The sequence below is a fragment of the Mesorhizobium sp. 1B3 genome, assembly GCF_050958605.1.
In the GTDB taxonomy this organism is placed as follows: Bacteria; Pseudomonadota; Alphaproteobacteria; order Rhizobiales; family Rhizobiaceae.
The window spans coordinates 310,406-325,157 of the sequence record NZ_JBJHDO010000007.1; the positions used below are offsets into that span (position 1 = coordinate 310,406).

Here is a 14,752-nt window from a genome sequence, read left to right on the forward strand (position 1 = left end):
TAGCCTCGTTCGTGCACAGTCTTTGCACCGTTTGGTGCGCCCACTGCTGATTGCTGCCTTTGGTACCGCCTTTGCCGGCGTGGCGGTGTGGTCCGCAGCCGGCATGGTCGCGATGGGTAGTTCCTTCGCTCCCGACTCAGCTCCGGCCCAGCCGGAACTCTACTTCGTCAAGAGGACGCCGGCGCTGCCGGCGGATCAGCATTCGGGCAAGGCGCCGAGGCTGCTTGCCGCGGCAACGGCGCGGCCCGTTATGGCCGCGGTCGCTGCCGGCGGTCGTGGCAAATCCGACCGCCTTCCCGACACGGCGGAAAGGCCCGACGCAGGCAGCAATGCCGCGCGCTTCGACGCTGTCGTGAAGCAAGCCGAACTGACATCGGAGAAACTGGCGCGCCTTTTTGATCGCGCCGGCTCCGCCAAGACGCATCGCTCCGCCGCGAAGGCCAGCGCCCCGACACCCGAACGCTTCGCGCCACCGGCCCCCAACCGATCGCCAACGCTGCTCGCCTATGCCGATCCTTCTCCAAACGGAGCCGGCGCGGCCTTGTCCGCCCTGTTGACGCCGCCCCTGGAGGACGAGGATCTCGACCCTTCGGAGGAAGCGGACGAGGCTCTCGCCCTGCCCCTGCCCGATTTTGAGGCCACGCCTTCCGACGCGCCCCTTCCGCAGCTTCGCCCGCGCAGCGATTATACTCGCAGGCCCGCCGCGGAGGAGACGGGGAAACCGGAAGCACGCCAAGCCGAAAGGCCGGCCGAAGAGGACGGACCAGGGAAGGCCGGCGAACGCGAAAAGCCGAAGCGGCAGAAGCTCGCCTATGCGCGTCCGGACGACCCATCCAATGCAAGCGGCGGCCTCGGCCGGACGCTCCGCAACCTGTTCGGCGGCGGAGCCAGGGCCGGAAACGGCGTCGCCGTCTACGACATCAGCGCGGCGCGGGTCTACATGCCCGACGGCAGCGTGCTCGAGGCTCATTCCGGCATCGGCAAGATGGCCGACGATCCGCGCTACGTACACGTCAAGATGAACGGGCCGACCCCGCCCCACACCTATAACCTCAGGATGCGCGAAAAACGCTTCCATGGCGTTGAGGCGATCCGCATGCTGCCCGTCGACGGCAAGAACAAGCACGGCCGCGACGGCTTTCTCACCCACAGCTACCTGCTGCGCGGCGGCCGCGCGGAATCGCATGGCTGCGTCGCCTTCAAGAACTACGACCGGTTCCTCAACGCGTTCAAGCAGGGCAAGGTCAAGCAGCTCGTCGTGGTGCCGAGCGGCGGCCGGGCCACCATGCTCGCCTCCAACGGCAAGAGCATCTGAGCGAGGGGGACGAAGGCCTGCTTCCGCACAAGCAGCCCTGTCACTCCTGGGGTGCGTCCTTCGAGGCTCGCTCCGCTCGCGCCTCAGGATGAGGACCGGCGTGCCATTTTATCGATTTGATCCGTAGGTGCTTCGAGGCCCTTCGCGGGATTTCAGGATGAGAACCTTAGCGCTGACTGCCCTCATCCTGAGGTGCGAGCGGAGCGAGCCTCGAAGGACGCACCGCCCATCCGCTGGCACATGGTCGAGGGCCGAACCTCGTCGCTCCCCTGCATTCGCCCCGCAACTGCCTTCGCCCGTCCTTGACAAGGTTCCGACACATATTTAACGTTCTCGTTAAATACAAACGTCACGCCATGAACACCGATCCGCTCAGCATCCAGTTCGCTGCCCTTGCCGACCCCACGCGCCGCGCGATCCTTGCCCGGTTGAGCGAAGAAGGGGAGACGTCGGTGAACGATCTCGCGGCGCCGTTCGCGATGAGCCTGCCGGCAATCTCGCGGCACTTGAAGGTTCTGGAGAATGCCGGCTTCGTCAGCCGCAGCCGCGCAGCGCAATGGCGGCCGGCCAAGTTCGAACCGCTGGCCATGAAAGGGATCGCCGACTGGATCGATCATTATCGTCGCTTCTGGGAATCGAGCTTCGACCGCCTGGACGGATTTCTGAAGAGGATTCAATCGCGGGACGACGATGCCTCCCACCACTGACAGGGTTGCGCCGCACGAACTGAAACTGCGCCGCATCTTCGACGCGCCGCGGGAGCTGGTCTGGCAGGCCTGGACCCGGCCCGAAATGCTGATCGCATGGTTCGGGTCGCCCGAGTGGCCTGCCGTCGAAACGGAGCAGGACCTGCGCCCGGGCGGCGTCTGGCGCGCCTGCCTGCGCTCGCCGACCGAGGGTCGCCTGCTCTGGCAGGGCGGCGTTTATCACGAGGTGGTTCCGCCCGAGCGCCTGGTGTTCAGCTTCAAATGGGAGAGCGACGACCACGAGGACGGCACGCCCGTCGAGACGCAAGTCACCGTGCTCCTCACCGAGACGCCGGATGGACGGACACAGATGGATTTCACGCAGCGGGGATTGAAGTCCGAGCAAAGCCTGGCGGGACACCGCCATGGCTGGACGGGCACCTTCGGTCGGCTCGACCAATGGCTGCGTATCCATACCGACAATCAATGAGATTGACCGTTGGAGCGCGCGACCGCGCGCCGCGCCTGCTGGCGCGATATCACAGGAGGACGGCATGAATGCACAAACCATGATTTGGACAGGTCGGGTCCTTACCGGTCTTTTCGCCCTGTTCATGCTCGGCGCGTCCATCGCGCCCAAGTTGCTTCATATGCCCGTGGCGGAACAGACGATGGCCGAACTCGGCTGGCCCTCCGGCTTTGCCTTCTTCATCGGCGTCATCGAACTCGCCTGCCTCGTGCTCTACCTGATCCCCCGCACCAGCGTGCTTGGCGCCGTGCTGATGATGGGGCTGCTGGGCGGCGCGATGGCGACGCAGATCCGGGCGGGCAGCCCGCTCTTCAGCCACATCCTTTTCAGCCTCTATCTCGGCCTGTTCATGTGGGGCGGGCTCTGGCTCCGCGACCGGCGCCTCAGGGCGCTGTTCCCATTTGCGCGAGAGGCTTCGGGCGCCGCCGATCCGGAAACAGCCTTGCAGCCCGCCGGTCGGTAGGATCGGCAACAGCCTGTCCGTTCGCCGCGAGCGACTGCAGGCAACAAACCTCGATCAAGGAGACGAGCATGCCCAACATGATCTTCGTGAATCTGCCGGTGAAGGATCTCGCCGCCTCCATCCGCTTTTACGAGGCGATCGGCTGCCGGAAGAACGAGCAATTCAGCGACGAGAAAGCGGCCTCGATGGTCTGGTCGGATACGATCACCTTCCAGCTCCTGACGCGGGATTATTTCGCCACCTTCACGTCGAAGCAGATCCCAGACGCCCATGCGACTTGCCAGGTGCTTCTCTGCGTATCTCGCGACAGCCGCGAGGAGGTGGATTCGCTCGCCGACACCGCGGGGAAAGCCGGCGGCAAGGCCGACATCCGCGAGCCGATGGACATGGGCTTCATGTACAATCGAGCGATCGAGGATCCGGACGGGCATGTGTTCGAGCTCGCATGGATGGATCCCCAGGCCGTCATGGCGGACGGCGACGGGGTCTGATGCGGCCGGGCCTACCAGCGACATAAGGGACTGACCGTTCGGGCCAGCCCCTCATCTGCTTGCCGGCATCTTCTTTCAGGCCGGCATCTTCTTTCAGTAAAACGGGGAGAAGGAAGAAGTCGTCTTCGCTTTCGCCAATCACTCGCATTGGCGACTGGCGAAACCCAAGCGGCCATCGTCTCTCTCCCCGCGCATTCCGCGGGGAGAGATGTCCGGCAGGACAGTGAGGGGCAACTCACGACCTGTCAAAGATCAAGACCAGCAAGAAGCTCGGACCTGCCCCACCTTCTCCTCGGGCCCGCGCCGCGAGCAGCCCGCCTGCCGTGGAATGAAGCGCCGCCGAAACAAATGAAACACTCCGGCAGTGCTCGAGACAAACGCCGGAAACGAAAGCGGCGTATGACGGTAGCGCCGCTGAAGCGGCCGATTCAACCGGCGAAACGCAAATCACCACGGCCCTGGACAGAACTCAGTTGGCCGGGGCACTGACGCGTCTTGCCCAAACCCGAGGGCGAAAAATGCAGAAAGTCATGACTTCGCACGACTTTCCCGAACGGCTCCGCGCGAGCCTCATCGGCCAGGATCATCCGGCCTACGAAGAAGCACGCACGCTCTACAACGCCACGATCGACAAGCGGCCGCGCTGGATCGTGCCATGCGCCGATGTCGCCGACGTCGTCGCGACCGTCAACCACGCCCGGGAGAAGCATCTGCTTCTTGCCGTTCGCGGCGGCGGCCACAGCGGCCCGGGCTTCGGCAGTTGCGACGGCGGCATGGTCATCGACATGTCGCCGATGAAACGGGTCGATGTCGATCCCGCGACGCGCACGGTCCGCGTCGAGGCCGGCTGTACGCAAAGCGACGTCGACCGCGCCACCGGCATTCACGGGCTGGCGGTGCCGGCAGGCCTCGTCTCGACCACCGGCATCGCCGGACTGACGCTCGGGGGCGGCACTGGGCATCTCACGCGCAAACACGGCCTCACCATCGACAATCTGCTTGCGGTCGAAATCGTGCTGGCCGACGGCAGCGTCGTGACAGCAAGCGAAGACGAACATCCCGAGCTGTTCTGGGCGCTGCGCGGCGGCGGCGGCAACTTCGGCGTGGTGACGCGCTTCACGTTCCAGGCGCACCCGGCGAAAGACGTCTATGCCGGGCCGATTTTCTACGACATCGCGCATGCCCCGGCGGTCATGCGCTGGTACCGCGACTTCCTGCCCGGAGCGCCGCGGGAGCTCGGCATGTTCTTCGGCATCAAGACGGTTCCCTCCTGCGATCCTTTCCCGCGCGAGATCTGGGGACGGCGCATCTGCGCACTGATCAGTTGCTACAACGGTCCGGAGGAGGAGGGAATTCGGGCGATGAAGCCCGCGCGGAACGCGCTTCCCGAGCCGCTGATGGACGGCATGATGCAGATGCCCTTCGTGGATCTGCAGGCGCTGTTCGATCCGCTGCTGCCGAAGGGGCTGCAATGGTACTGGAAGGGCGACTATGTCGACGAGCTCTCCGATGCGGCGATCGCCGCCCATGCCGAGCATGGTTCGAAGAGCCCGAGCGAGCTCTCGCTGATGCATCTCTACCCCATCGACGGTGCAGCACAGGACGTGGCTGCCGATGCCACCGCCTGGGGCGCGCGGCGCGCGCGCTGGTCCATGGTCATTGCCGGCATTGACCCCGACCCGGGCAAAGTGCCGGAGCTCAAGCGCTGGGCAAGCGACTATTGGTCCGCGGTGCACAGGCACAATCCCCATGGCGGCGCCTACATCAACTTTATGATGGACGACGAAGGCGAAGCCCGCCTGCGTGCCGCCTTCGGCGCCAACTATGAACGACTCGCCGCGGCCAAGCGCAGATACGACCCGGAGAACCTCTTCCGGGTCAACCACAACATCCGGCCGTGAGCCGCAGCCTGTCCCGGTCAAGGGCTATGGGATGCACACTGTCCTGCATCGTTGCCTGATGGCCGATCTGTGCAGGTGAGTGTAGCGCGTGCGACAGGTCCCCCTCTCCGTCTCGGCTTCGCCGAGCCACCTCTCCCCACACTTTGTGGGGAAGAGGAAAGGCGCCGAGCGTGCGGCCGGCGATTCCTCTCCCCTGCGCCTAGCGCGGGGGAGAGGTGGCTCGGCGAAGCCGAGACGGAGAGGGGGACCTGCAATGAGGAATGACATTCCAGATGTGCGAATGTTGTAGGGGAAGGTGGGCAGGCTGCGGCACGCCAGCACCGGCTCTGAGGGAGCGCCGTATCGAGGTGACCACACATGACAGCGACAAATCTTTCGGCCCGATCTGACGAGGCGCCTATCATGGACATGGAGGTCGCGGAAATCGCCCGGCGTTCCGCGGAGGCGAACGCAGCTCTCATGCGCGGAGACGTCGGCACATATCGTGCTTTGATCCCGCACACGGACGACTTCATGCTGATGTCTCCCTTCGGCGGTACGCCCACGCGCCATGTGGAGATGACGGACGAACGATGGGAGGCTGTAGGGCGCTTCTTCAGGAATGGCACGTTCGAACAGGAAGTGGTGCAGTCCTACGCCACCGCCGACATGGTGGTCCTCGCGGTCGTGGAACGGTGCCACGTCGAGGTCGGCGGCCTGCCTGCCCAGGACTGGTCGCTGCGGGTCACCCTGGTCTATCGCCGTGAAGGGTCCGAATGGCGGCTGGCGCATCGGCACGCCGACCCGCTTGCCGGGGGCATCACCCTGGAACAGGCGGCCACGATCGCCCGGGCCTGATCGAGCCATCGCCGGGCAGATATCATTCCACTGCGGCGTTGGCCGTGAAAGTATAGCCGACGCCGTAGACGACCTTGATCGGCGCCGCCAGTTTTGAATGCTGTTCGATCTTGCGGCGCAGGCGGCTGACCACAGCGTCGAGGTGCCGGTTGCCGAAGCTGGACCGGGGGCGCATCAGAATTTCCATCAGCTGCTCGCGCTCACAGACTTCGCCGCTGCGCTTGCACAACACGGTCATGAAGGCGAACTCGGTCGCCGTGAGCTTGAGCGCATGCTGATTTGGGGCAACCAGTTGCCAGCTCGTGCTGTCGAGCACCCAACGCTCGTCGCCACCCTCGCCGGGGTCAGGCGCCTGGCCGGTACGGCGCAACAGGCTGCGGATCGCGGCTTCGACCTCGCGTAATGTGCTGTCCTTGACGAGATAGATGTCGGCGCCACTATCGAAGCCTCGGATGCGGTCGTGACTGTCGCCGAGTGCCGTCAGCATGATGATACCACAGGGATGAGTCCCGCGAATTTCGGCGGCCAGATCGAATCCGTTCCCGTCCGGCAATCCGACATCGAGGATGACGACCGCGGGTGCGTCGGCATCGGCAAGCGCTTCGCGCATCTCGCGCGCCGTCCCAACTGCCGTGGTCGTAAAGCCGCTCAATGTGAGGAAATCCGTCAAATCCCTGCGTAGCCGGGGTTCGTCCTCGACAATCATAATATGCGTCACGCCACCATCTCCTCTGCCAGGACGGCATCAGGCGCCTCGCTCGACAGAGACAGGCTCACCACAGCTGTCGTGCCCCCGGCATCATTGGGAAGCAGCTGCACCGTGCCGCCGTGATAGGCCAGAAGCTTTCTCGCGGAGTAGAGGCCAAGGCCGGTGCCCGCAATGGCCTTGGCATTGGATGCTCGAAAGAAGCGGCGTCCGATTTTGCTTCGTTCGGCATCGGGGATGCCCATGCCGCTATCGCGAACCTCGATCACGACGGATCCGAGCTTCTTCCTGGCATCTATGCGGATCGGTTGGTTCTCCAGCGAATATTTGAGAGCGTTGTCGATCAGATTGATGATGACGGTAGCCAGCATGTCCGGGTCGGCGTGCAAGGACACGGTTTCGTCCTCCACGAGGAAATGCAGGCGATCACCACGTGCCGTCATTTCGAAATGCAGCCGCACGTCCCCCATGAGGGTGCCGAGTTGCACCGGTTCGGGCTGGAAACCGTTCTCCCGGTCGTCAGCCATGAAGCGATCGATGAGGGAGAAGAGGCGATTGAGCGCCTCGTTTATGCCGGCGAGCCGTTCGCGCGTCTCTTCGGGCGACCTGTCGCCGGTGAGGCCTATCATCTCCACCGCGTTTCGGATCACAGCAAGCGGCGTACGGAATTCGTGGCTGACGACGCGCATGAAATCGGTCTGTTCCTCTCGCAGTGCGCGCTCCGCCTCGAGGCTCGTATTCAGCCTGGTTTCCAGCCATCGCCTTTCCTCCACCTCCCGCAGCAGAGCCTCGTTCTTGGCACGCAGATCGGCTGACAGCCGCGAACTGACCATGAAGAGCAGGCAGGCGAACAGCGCGACCAGAAATAATGTGCCTTGCAGCAGATACCAGGCGTTGCGGTCGGCGAGAACCGGGGCGCTCTGGAAACCTGCGGGCAGGCGGATCTCGATGATGCTTTGCAGGATGCTGGCCGCCATGTACTCGACAAGGATTGTGATCGTGATCCAGCGCAGGAGCGATGGCTGCGTTCTGTCCCGCATGAGCCCCAGGCACATCACCGACATCATGACAACGGTGAAGAAGGTCGATGAGTGGATACGGATCGCGATGTCGCCCGGATCGGCTGCAACTGCGACGCTCCAGACGACCACCTGGAAAATCAGCAGCGAAACACCGACCCAGCTATAGCGCGGCTGACCCAGGAAGCGGGCAAGCCCCTCGGCCAGCAGCACGAGACCGAGCTTGATGATGGTATTGTGGAGCACGATGGCCGACGCAGCAGGCTCTGCACCGCGCAGGAGCATCAGCAATAGACCTGCCGCAATGGCGATGAAGCCGGCGGCAAGAAATTTCAACTCGTAAAGATGACGCCATGCCCGCCAGACAAACGTCCACGCCACGGCCTGCAAGCTCGCAATCGCCAGCGTGACGACCAGGACCGTCTTGAGATCAAGCATCCTCCCACGACTGCATGAAGTCCCCCTGCCGCATTCATTCCTTAGGCAGCCGAAATTCGCAAGGATCGGAGAGGCAAGCAAGCCGGATCGATCGATGCAAGAATTGATCAGAATTCATCAGAATTGATCGGTGGAACTCCCGGACATCTCGCCGCTAAGTTGAGATCGATGCGGTGTGCCTTTACCCCGCGGCCGCGCACACCGGCCGCGGGGTAAAGGATCGGAGAGGGCAAGCTAAGGGATGCCTGCAGGGGAGGCGTCGCTTGGATGTGCATGCAACGTCGTCCACCGCATGGAAAAGCGGCCGGCCATACCCATGGGCTCGGCCATATCATGCGGGGAGCCAATGCCAGCCGATTCCGTCCGTACGCTGCGCCCGACCGCGCGCCTGCTTGCGCTTCTTTGCTCCACGGCCCTGGCCGGGTCGATGATGTCGGTGGCGGCTCCGTCGATCTCTGCCCATGCGGCTCAGCTCTACGGAGCCACCGGCGGTCAGGGCGAAGGCAACGGTGGCGCTGGCGGCAATGCGGGTCTCCCGGGTAGTGACGGGACAGGGCCGGACGCCGGCAGCGGCGGGAGCGCTGGAACGGCAGCCATCCCCAACGGCGGCGACGGTTTGTCCCCTGGCGGACCCAGCGGCGGCGGCGGTGGTGGCTACAGCCATGAGGTTTCAGGCGACGTTACAACAGATTACTCGGGCGGCAACGGCGGCAATGGCGGTTACACTCCCGCGACCGGCAATGGCGGCGGCGGCGCCGGGGGTGATGGCGTGCGCAATATGGAGGCCGCCCCGGATATCGACGTGACTGCCGCTCTTATGGGCGGCAATGGCGGCACTGGCGACTCCAGCTCCAGCTATCCCCTCGGCGGCGGTGGCGGCGGTGGCGCTGGCCTTGTCCTTGTGAACAACGGGATCGTCGAGATTCAGAATCCGGCAACTGTCGGCGGCGGCAATGGCGGCAATAGCGGCGGTGGCGGCCTCTCCTTCGGAGGCGGAGGCGGCGCGGGCGTCATTCTGAACGCCGGCGGCACCCTGACCAATCGTGGCGTGATCACTGGTGGCACGGGCGGCGCTTCCGCCGTCGGCGGCGCGGGCATCGTGTTGGGAGACACTGGCACCGTCACCAACGACGGCAGTATCACCGGCGGTAAGGGCGGATTTTCCAACGCCGGCGGCGCGGCAATCGAATTCAGGAACGGAGGTTCGGTCCTCAACACCGGCACGATCATCGGTGGCGAAGGTAATTCCGGCTCTGGCAATCTGCTTGGAGCAGCCGGGGGGATCGGCAGCGGAGGGGCATCCGGCTTCGTTTCCGGTGTCTCCACGAGGGGGAATGGAGGCGCCGGTATCGTCGGGGCCGATCTTAGCGTGATGAATGGCGGGACAATTGCCGGCGGCATCAGTTCTTATCATGGCCAGGCCAACGCCATCACCTTCACTGGCGGCAACAACACGCTGTTCCTGCGAAACGGGTCCACCATCACCGGCAATGTGGTGGTGGAGAGCGGCGCCACTGGTGCGTTGGTGTTGGGCGATTACGACGACCCCACGACCGCTTTCGACGTTTCGAAGATCGTGGACACCGCCACAGGCGGTTCGAACGAGTTCGTCGGCTTCTCATCTTTCCAAAAACTCGGTCCGAACTCCGTGAGGTTGACGGGCACCGGCACGCAGGATTGGGCGATCAACGAAGGTACCCTGGTCGGCGACACCGATAGCTTGGGCGGCGACCTTACCTTTGCGACGGGCACCGGCACGCGCGGCGTCGTTTTCGATCAGGGATATGACAGCGTTTATGCCGGCACCATTTCCGGGTCGGGCGGTTTCACAAAGATGGGCGCAGGCACGCTGAGGTTGACCGGTGACCTCTCCGCTTTCTCGGCAGACAGGGTAGAGGTTCAGGGCGGGATGCTCGACATTGTCACCGGGCTCCTAACCGGAACGGCAGTGATCGATTCGAGCGGCCCTGGTTTGAATGCGACCGCAAGAGCGGCAGGTTCCGCGACCTGGACGCTTACCAGTGCTATCACCGTGGGCTCCAACAGCGACGGGCGGCTGACCGTCGAAAACGGCGGCAAGGTTGTTAGTGGAGGCGCGGCCATAGGAGCTGGTGCCAACAGCAACGGCGCCGTAACCGTCACCGGAGAAAATTCGGTCTGGGAAAGCAGCGTTCTGACCTATATTGGTTTTGAGGGCGTTGGATCGCTTGTCATTGAAGATGGCGGTAGCGTTGTCACGACCGGAATCGCGGGGATTGGCGCATCGTCCGATTCGAGCGGAACGGTTCGTGTCTCGGGCGGTGGCTCTGCGTGGACCACCGCGATGCTTGGCATCGGCGGCCAGGGAAATGGCACGCTCACCGTAGCCAATGGCGGACGGATTTCGGTGACCGGAGCCACATTTGGCCTGGCGTTCGATGTGGCGTCATCTGGAACACTCAACATCGGCGCGGCAAGCGGCGAGACGGCGCAAGCGGCCGGCGCGGTCGACGCGGCCTCGCTTACGTTCGGCCCCGGCACCGGCACGTTGGTCTTCAATCACACCGGAAACCCCGATGGATCCGACCTGGTTTTCAGTTCCTCTCTGAGCGGCTCGGGAACAATCCTGCAGGAGAACGGCACGACATCGCTGACCGGCGATAATTCCGGCTTTACCGGCACAACGACCGTTTCCGGCGGTACGCTGCTGGTCAACGATACGCTCGGCTCTGCCGCGGCAACGCTGGCAGTTGTCGCCGGCGGCACGCTTGGCGGCTCGGGCATCATCGGGGGCAATGCCACGGTGGACGGCACATTGTCGGCCGGCAATTCGCCTGGCACGCTGACCGTCAACGGCAACCTGACCCTGAATGGCAGCTCCACTTCCGTCTTCGAACTCAACACTGCCGGGATTGTCGGCGGCGCGGGTGCGGGCGGCAACGATCTCGTCAAGGTCGGCGGCAATCTTTCGCTCGGCGGCACGCTCGATGCGCGGGTGGCGTCCGCCGGCTATTACCGGCTGTTCGAATATGACGGCACGCTTTCCGCCGCCTTCGCCGGCGGCACCGTCACCGGCACTGGCGGTTTCACGCCGGTCGCGCCCAATGATCCCGACCTGCGCTATGACGTTCCCGGTCAGGTGAACCTCTCGGTTCTGGGGACCGGGCAGACCATGCAGTTCTGGGACGGCGGGGACACGACCGGCAACGGCACGGTGGATGGCGGCGCGGGGACATGGGCTCGCTTCGGAACCAATTGGACCGACAGCACGGGCGGCACCAATGGCGGCTGGGGCGGCTCGGTCGGCGTCTTCGCGGGTGCTGCCGGTGCGGTAACGGTCGATGGCACGCAGCATTTCGACACGCTGCAGTTCAAGACCGATGGCTACACATTGACGGGCGGCACGCTCGCGCTTTCGCCGGCAAGCGGGACGGCCGGTACGTTCAACATCGACAACGGAGTCTCCACGACAGTCGGTTCGATCATCGCCGACGGTGCCGGCAACGGCTTGAAGAAAACCGGCGGCGGCACGTTGGTTCTGACCGGCGCCAACACCTATAGCGGTGGCACACAGCTTTTGGGCGGCACCCTCTCCGTCTCCTCCGACGCGAATCTCGGTGCTGGCGGCGGGCTCGCCTTCGACGGCGGCAGATTGCAGAGCACGGCCGCCTTCGGCATGGCTCGCGACATCACGCTCGGCGCCGGTGGTGGCACGTTGCAAACCGACGCCGACCTCACGCTGACTGGCCTGATCTCCGGCGCCGGCGCGCTCACCAAGGACGGCCGCGGCACGCTGACCCTTTCGGGCACGAATACATATGAGGGCGGCACGACGATCCGATACGGCAATGTGATCGCTACATCCGACGGAGCGCTAGGCAGCGGCGCGGTCGTCATAGACGGCCGTTCCGGATATACCAGGCTCATATTCGAGGGGGCTAGCGCGGGGAACCTTGCCCTGACGGTCAAGGACGGCTGGCTGGGATTCGAGAACGGAGCCAGCGCCGGGAACGCCACGATCCACAATGAGACCAGCTACGACAGCGTCGTCTTCTTCGGTAACGCGACCGCAGGCTCGGCAAACATATTCAACGGGAGCGGGGGCGTTGCGTTCTATGGAACGGCCGATGCGGGCAACGCGACAATCGTCAACGGCGCTCAAGGCTACACCTTCTTCACGGGCAGCAGCACGGCGGATCGTGCGACGATCGCCAGCGATGCTGGTGGCCGGGTCGATATTTCCACCCTCGCAGCCAGCGGCATCAGCATTGGTTCACTGTCAGGCGATGGAACGGTGTCGCTCGGCGCTAAGGCGCTGACACTCGGCGGCCTTGGGAAGAATGACACGATCGGCGGAGCGATCGAGGATGGCGGCTTCGCCGGAGGCGTCGGCGGTTCGCTTATCAAGACCGGTGCCGGCACGCTGACACTAAATGGTGTCAACACATACACCGGGCTGACGACGGTCGCGGACGGCAAGCTCATTGTCGGGGACGACGGCCATGCCGATGCCGCGCTTGCCGGCGCCGTCAACGTCAATGCCGGCGGCACGCTGGGCGGCATCGGCACGGTGGGCACGACCACGATTGCGCGCGGCGCCACGATTGCGCCGGGTAACTCGATCGGTACGCTCAGGGTTGACGGCGACATCACCTTTGCAGCCGGGTCGAACTACAAGGCCGAGATCGCCCCTTCGCTCGACGGCGACCTGATCGATGCCAGCGGCAGGGCGACGATCGATGGCGGTACCGTCCATGCGGTCAAGGCGGGCGGCGTCTATACGCCCGGCAGCCGCTGGACGATCGTCGGCGCGGATGGCGGGGTTACCGGCACCTTCGACGAGCTTGCCCAGGACATGCCCTTCGTCGATCTGGCGCTCGGCTATGACACCAATCATGTCTACATCGACGCCACCCGCAACGCGGTAGCGTTCTGCGACGTCGCAGCGACGTCCAACCAGTGCTCGACCGGTAACGGTCTGGAGACCACCGGTGTCGGCAATCCGGCCTATGACGCGGTTGCGGCACTCCCCGACGAAGACAGCGCCCGCCGGGCACTGGATGGCTTGTCGGGCGAGATCCACGCCTCGGCCCAATCGGCGCTGATCGAGGACAGCGCGCATGTCCGCGATGCTGCCACCGCTCGCATCAGAGCCGCCTTTGAAGGGGTCGGCACGGTGTCGCTGCCGGTCATGGCCTACGGCCCGGATGGGGCGGAAATCGCACCCGCTGCGACCGACCGCCTCGCCGCCTGGGGCCAGGCTTTCGGCAGCTGGGGCTCCTTCGACAGCGACGGCGACGCCGCGAAACTCGATCACGATACCGGCGGCTTGCTGCTGGGCATGGATGGGTTCGTGACGGAGAACTGGCGGCTCGGTCTGATCGCCGGCTACTCCCATTCCAGCTTCGATGTCAGCGACCGGACATCCTCCGGCTCGAGCGACAACTCTCATCTCGGCCTTTACGCCGGCACGCGATGGGGCAATCTCGGCCTGCGCTCCGGCATTGCCTACAGCTGGCACGATGTCGAGACGAGCCGGGCCGTCGCCTTCCCCGGCTTCAGCGACAGGCTGGCGGGCGACTACAGTGCCGGCACCTTCCAGGCTTTCGGCGAACTCGGCTACAGGGTCGACACCGCCGCCGCCTCCTTCGAGCCTTTCGCCAATCTCGCCTATGTCAGACTGCGCGCCGACGGCTTCACCGAACAGGGAGGGGCGGCGGCACTGCACAGCCAGAGCCAGACCACCGAGACCGCCTTCACCACGCTTGGCATCAGGGCAGCCACCGGCTTCGACCTCGGCGGCATGCAGGCTACCGCGCGCGGCATGCTGGGCTGGCGCCATGCGTTCGGCGACACCACCCCGCTTGCCACCCTCGCCTTTACCGGTGCCGACGACTTCACGGTAGCCGGCACGCCCATCGCAGAAAATGCCGCCGTGATCGAAGCCGGCCTCGACCTCGGCCTCACCGACGCCGCAACCTTCGGCGTTGCATACCAGGGACAGATCGCAAGCGACGCCCGCCAGCACGGTTTCAACGCGAAGCTCAATCTGAAATTCTAATCTAATCCGCAATGAACGTAACTGGATGACCGTTCTCATCACTGCTTAAAAGCGGACATCACCGGCACACACCGGAAGCGCTGACTACGCCACCAAAAATGGAAGCGGGGCACTGGCTGCGCTCACTGTCCGAGCAGGTGTCTGTACAGAGATCGACTGGTTGAATAACTTGCGATGCGCCACAACGGCGCGGCGGCAGTCTGACGCGAATAATCTTGGTTGAGCGGGTCCGCCCAGATGATGTGCCAGCCGCCCGTCAGGAGACGTTCTTCCTCGCCGTCAGTTCCGCGTTCAGAAATCGACGTTGCGCCGGGGCAGCCGTTTGGC

General features: G+C 64.5%; 10 protein-coding genes. 8 read left to right on the top strand and 2 right to left on the bottom strand.

What is annotated here, in order from left to right; all coding sequences use genetic code 11:
* Positions 1–34: 34 nt before the first annotated feature.
* The 7 genes from ACCO56_RS20550 to ACCO56_RS20580 all read left to right on the top strand — a co-directional run bounded on the left by ACCO56_RS20550 (position 35) and on the right by ACCO56_RS20580 (position 6,222).
* Positions 35–1,315 carry a tlde1 domain-containing protein gene (locus ACCO56_RS20550; protein ID WP_433642706.1) on the top strand — a complete coding sequence of 427 codons (1,281 nt, stop codon included), beginning with the start codon at positions 35–37 and terminating at the stop codon, positions 1,313–1,315.
* A gap of 356 nt (positions 1,316–1,671) precedes the next feature.
* Positions 1,672–2,022 carry an ArsR/SmtB family transcription factor gene (locus ACCO56_RS20555; RefSeq protein WP_433642707.1) on the top strand — a complete coding sequence of 117 codons (351 nt, stop codon included), beginning with the start codon at positions 1,672–1,674 and terminating at the stop codon, positions 2,020–2,022.
* On the top strand, positions 2,006–2,491 hold the full coding sequence (locus ACCO56_RS20560; protein WP_433642708.1) for an SRPBCC family protein: 486 nt from the start codon (positions 2,006–2,008) through the stop codon (positions 2,489–2,491). The genes ACCO56_RS20555 and ACCO56_RS20560 overlap by 17 nt, the downstream gene beginning before the upstream one ends.
* Before the next feature lie 64 nt (positions 2,492–2,555).
* The gene (locus tag ACCO56_RS20565; protein WP_433642709.1) at positions 2,556–2,993 is read left to right on the top strand and encodes a DoxX family protein; all 438 of its coding nucleotides are present in this window, start codon (positions 2,556–2,558) and stop codon (positions 2,991–2,993) included.
* A 68-nt stretch (positions 2,994–3,061) separates the two neighbouring features.
* Positions 3,062–3,484 carry a VOC family protein gene (locus tag ACCO56_RS20570; protein ID WP_433642710.1) on the top strand — a complete coding sequence of 141 codons (423 nt, stop codon included), beginning with the start codon at positions 3,062–3,064 and terminating at the stop codon, positions 3,482–3,484.
* 530 nt (positions 3,485–4,014) lie between these two features.
* Positions 4,015–5,385, top strand: a complete 1,371-nt coding sequence (locus tag ACCO56_RS20575; protein WP_433642711.1) for an FAD-binding oxidoreductase — start codon at positions 4,015–4,017, stop codon at positions 5,383–5,385.
* 357 nt (positions 5,386–5,742) lie between these two features.
* Positions 5,743–6,222, top strand: a complete 480-nt coding sequence (locus ACCO56_RS20580) for a YybH family protein (RefSeq protein ID WP_433642712.1) — start codon at positions 5,743–5,745, stop codon at positions 6,220–6,222.
* Positions 6,223–6,244: 22 nt separating this feature from the next.
* On the opposite strand, the gene ACCO56_RS20585 is transcribed toward ACCO56_RS20580, so the two are convergent.
* Both ACCO56_RS20585 and ACCO56_RS20590 read right to left on the bottom strand, forming a co-directional pair.
* Positions 6,245–6,928: a response regulator transcription factor gene (locus ACCO56_RS20585; RefSeq protein WP_433642762.1), complete on the bottom strand. Its 684-nt coding sequence runs from the start codon at positions 6,926–6,928 to the stop codon at positions 6,245–6,247.
* A gap of 8 nt (positions 6,929–6,936) precedes the next feature.
* Positions 6,937–8,385, bottom strand: coding sequence for a sensor histidine kinase (locus tag ACCO56_RS20590; RefSeq protein ID WP_433642713.1), 1,449 nt, complete (start codon positions 8,383–8,385; stop codon positions 6,937–6,939).
* Between the two features lie 346 nt (positions 8,386–8,731).
* Between ACCO56_RS20590 and ACCO56_RS20595 the strand changes: the two genes are divergently transcribed.
* The gene (locus ACCO56_RS20595) at positions 8,732–14,425 is read left to right on the top strand and encodes an autotransporter domain-containing protein (protein ID WP_433642714.1); all 5,694 of its coding nucleotides are present in this window, start codon (positions 8,732–8,734) and stop codon (positions 14,423–14,425) included.
* Positions 14,426–14,752 lie beyond the last annotated feature (327 nt).